Origin of the sequence: Pseudomonas sp. PS01299, from assembly GCF_029960145.1 — a bacterium.
In the GTDB taxonomy this organism is placed as follows: domain Bacteria; phylum Pseudomonadota; class Gammaproteobacteria; order Pseudomonadales; family Pseudomonadaceae; genus Aquipseudomonas; species Aquipseudomonas putida_A.
Map to the genome: position 1 here is coordinate 1 of NZ_JASCPO010000388.1, position 3,235 is coordinate 3,235.

Annotated in this window: 5 protein-coding genes; 1 reads left to right on the top strand and 4 read right to left on the bottom strand. The window is 61.5% G+C overall.

Features of this window, described 5'->3' with window-relative positions:
• Positions 1–98: 98 nt before the first annotated feature.
• The 4 genes from trmB to QMX91_RS30070 all read right to left on the bottom strand — a co-directional run bounded on the left by trmB (position 99) and on the right by QMX91_RS30070 (position 2,340).
• Positions 99–824, bottom strand: coding sequence for a tRNA (guanosine(46)-N7)-methyltransferase TrmB (gene trmB, locus QMX91_RS30055; RefSeq protein ID WP_003229138.1), 726 nt, complete (start codon positions 822–824; stop codon positions 99–101).
• Positions 825–833: 9 nt separating this feature from the next.
• Entirely contained in the window at positions 834–1,628 is a 795-nt protein-coding gene (locus tag QMX91_RS30060; RefSeq protein ID WP_007964131.1) for a thiazole synthase, read from the bottom strand.
• Between the two features lie 59 nt (positions 1,629–1,687).
• Positions 1,688–1,888, bottom strand: a complete 201-nt coding sequence (gene thiS, locus QMX91_RS30065; protein WP_167734067.1) for a sulfur carrier protein ThiS — start codon at positions 1,886–1,888, stop codon at positions 1,688–1,690.
• 80 nt (positions 1,889–1,968) lie between these two features.
• Positions 1,969–2,340, bottom strand: a complete 372-nt coding sequence (locus QMX91_RS30070) for a DUF423 domain-containing protein (RefSeq protein ID WP_134784877.1) — start codon at positions 2,338–2,340, stop codon at positions 1,969–1,971.
• Between the two features lie 74 nt (positions 2,341–2,414).
• On the opposite strand from QMX91_RS30070, the gene mtgA reads away from it, so the two are divergent.
• The gene (gene mtgA, locus QMX91_RS30075) at positions 2,415–3,137 is read left to right on the top strand and encodes a monofunctional biosynthetic peptidoglycan transglycosylase (RefSeq protein ID WP_134784878.1); all 723 of its coding nucleotides are present in this window, start codon (positions 2,415–2,417) and stop codon (positions 3,135–3,137) included.
• Positions 3,138–3,235 lie beyond the last annotated feature (98 nt).

Sequence of the window (3,235 nt, forward strand, 5' to 3'; positions counted from 1 at the left end):
GGCTTGCTCGCTAAGGCGTCGTATCAGTCAACATCAACGTTGAATGAATCACCGCTTTCGCGAGCAAGCCCGCTCCCACATTGGGTTTTGCGTGATGCTCAGGAGATTTTCTCGAACTTCAGATCCCACACGCCATGCCCAAGACGTTCGCCGCGGCGTTCGAACTTGGTGATCGGCCGTTCGGCCGGGCGCGGTACGCATTTGCCGTCTTCGGCGAGGTTGCGGTAGCCCGGGGCGACGTTCATCACTTCCAGCATGTACTCGGCGTACGGCTCCCAGTCGGTGGCCATGTGCAGGATGCCGCCAACCTTCAGCTTACTGCGCACCAGTTCGGCGAAGGACGCCTGAACGATACGACGCTTGTGGTGACGGCTCTTGTGCCATGGATCCGGGAAGAACAGCATCAGGCGATCGAGGCTGTTGTCGGCGATGCAGCGGTTGAGCACTTCAATCGCGTCGCAATCGTAGACCCGCAGGTTGGTCAGGCCCTGAGTCAGCACGCCGTTGAGCAGCGCGCCGACACCCGGACGGTGCACTTCCACACCGATGAAGTCCTGATCCGGTGCCGCCGCAGCCATTTCCAGCAGCGAGTGACCCATGCCGAAGCCGATCTCCAGCGAGCGCGGCGCCGAGCGGCCGAACACCTGATCGTAATCCACCGGCGCGTCGGCCAGCGGCAGCACGTACAGCGGCGCGCCCTGGTCCAGACCCCGTTGCTGGCCTTCGGTCATGCGCCCGGCGCGCATCACGAAGCTCTTGATGCGGCGGTGTTGGCGCTCGTCGCCCTCTTCCGTCTGGAGAGGCGTGTCGTTCGATTCAGTCATCAATGGCTCTTACTTGATCAGACCATCCAGCGGCGAAGAGGCGCTGGCATAGAGTTTTTTCGGCATGCGGCCGGCGAGGTAGGCCAAGCGGCCTGCGACGATCGCGTGTTGCATGGCTTGGGCCATCATCACCGGTTGCTGAGCATGGGCGATGGCCGAGTTCATCAGCACCGCGTCACAGCCCAGTTCCATGGCGATGGTGGCGTCGGAGGCGGTACCGACACCGGCATCCACCAGCACCGGAATCTTGGCTTCTTCGAGGATGATCTGCAGGTTGTACGGGTTGCAGATCCCCAGTCCGGAACCGATCAGACCGGCCAGCGGCATGACCGCGATGCAGCCGATTTCCGCCAGTTGGCGAGCGATGATCGGGTCATCACTGGTGTAAACCATCACGTCGAAGCCTTCCTTGACCAGCGTTTCGGCGGCCTTGAGGGTTTCGATCACGTTGGGGAACAGGGTTTTCTGGTCGGCCAGCACTTCCAGCTTCACCAGGTTGTGACCATCGAGCAGCTCACGGGCCAGGCGGCAGGTGCGCACGGCCTCGATAGCGTCGTAGCAACCGGCGGTGTTCGGCAGGAAGGTGTAGCGATCCGGCGACAGCACTTCGAGCAGGTTCGGCTCGCCTTCGATCTGGCCGAGGTTGGTACGGCGCACGGCGAAGGTGACGATCTCGGCACCCGAGGCTTCGATGGCCTGACGGGTTTCTTCCATGTCACGGTACTTGCCGGTACCGACCAGCAAACGCGACTGGTAAGTACGACCGGCCAGAACAAAAGGCTTGTCGCTGCGAACGATGCTCATGGGGAATCCTCTTTAGGGGTGAGGGTCTTGCAGAATTCTGTGCCCTTGCGGGCCGGCGATCAGCCGCCGCCGATGGCGTGCACCACTTCGACGTTGTCGCCGTCGTTCAGGATGGTGTCGGCATGCTGGCTGCGCGGGACGATATCCAGATTGAGTTCGACTGCCACCCGGCGACCGGTCAGGTCCATACGGGCAATCAGGGCCGCAACGGTTTCACCGTCGGGCAGTTCAAGGGATTCGCCGTTCAACTGAATGCGCATGCGCCTGGCCGCCATCATTTTTAGGGGGTGGCATTCTAGCCCGATCATGACCTAAAGGTCAGCACCAAGCGTCAAGCGGTTTACTGCAGGCGCCAGGCGGCAAGTCCAAGACACAGCCAGCCAACCAGAAACGCCAGACCGCCGAACGGGGTGATGATGCCGAGCTTGCTGATGCCGGTGGTGGTCAGCACATACAGACTGCCCGAGAACAACAGGATGCCGACGGCGAACGAGATACCAGCCCAGGCCACCAATCGTCCCTGAATCTGCGTGGCCAGCAGCGCAACGCCGAACAGCGCCAGGGTGTGCACCAGTTGATAGGTCACGCCGGTGTGGAAAATCGCCAGATACTCGGGGGTCAGGCGGCTCTTCAGGCCATGAGCGGCGAAGGCGCCAAGGCCCACACCGGTAAAACCAAAGAAAGCGGCCAGCATCAGAAAGCCACGCAGCATGTGGAACTCCAGTCAGACTCGTTCGGCAGGGTCTGTATAATGGCCCGCTCTATCGGTTCGGCCAAGCCATCTCTATGCTGCGTTCACTTTTGCGTCGTCTCACGAAGGCCCTGCTCTGGTTCGCGGGCGGCAGTGTATTGCTGGTGTTGCTGTTTCGCTTCGTGCCACCGCCGGGCACGGCGCTGATGGTCGAGCGCAAGATCGAATCCTGGGTCGACGGCGAGCCGATTGACCTGCAGCGCACCTGGAAACCGTGGGACGAGATCTCCGACGACCTTAAGGTCGCGGTCATGGCCGGCGAAGATCAGAAGTTTCCCGAGCACTGGGGTTTTGACTTCGGCGCGATTCAGGCTGCGCTGGCCCACAACGAACTCGGCGGTTCGATTCGCGGTGCCAGCACCTTGAGCCAACAAGTGTCGAAGAACCTGTTTCTGTGGTCCGGTCGCAGCTATCTGCGCAAAGGCCTGGAAGCATGGTTTACCGCACTGATCGAGGTGTTGTGGCCCAAGCAGCGGATTCTTGAGGTTTACCTGAACAGCGTCGAGTGGGATGACGGGGTGTTTGGTGCCGAAGCCGCAGCACGTCATCACTTTGGTGTGAGCGCCAAGTCACTGTCGCGGCAGCAGGCGAGTTATCTGGCGGCGGTGCTGCCTAACCCGCGAGTGTGGAGCGCCAGCCATCCGACAGCGTATGTGTCGCGCCGGGCCGGGTGGATTCGGCAGCAGATGAGCCAGCTCGGTGGGACCAGTTACCTGCTGGGGCTTGATGATTCGCGCCGGGCGCCTTGGGCCGAATAACCACATTCAATCATTCAGACACCATCAATCACTGTGGGAGCGGGCTTGCTCGCGAAGGCGGTGGGTCAGCCAGCATTGTCGGTGACTGACACGACGCC

Coding starts and splice junctions, on each gene's coding strand:
- QMX91_RS30070 (WP_134784877.1), bottom strand. CDS start 2,340: ATGCTGCGTGGCTTTCTGATGCTGGCCGCTTTCTTTGGTTTTACCGGT.
- mtgA (WP_134784878.1), top strand. CDS start 2,415: ATGCTGCGTTCACTTTTGCGTCGTCTCACGAAGGCCCTGCTCTGGTTC.
- trmB (WP_003229138.1), bottom strand. CDS start 824: ATGACTGAATCGAACGACACGCCTCTCCAGACGGAAGAGGGCGACGAG.
- thiS (WP_167734067.1), bottom strand. CDS start 1,888: ATGCGCATTCAGTTGAACGGCGAATCCCTTGAACTGCCCGACGGTGAA.
- QMX91_RS30060 (WP_007964131.1), bottom strand. CDS start 1,628: ATGAGCATCGTTCGCAGCGACAAGCCTTTTGTTCTGGCCGGTCGTACT.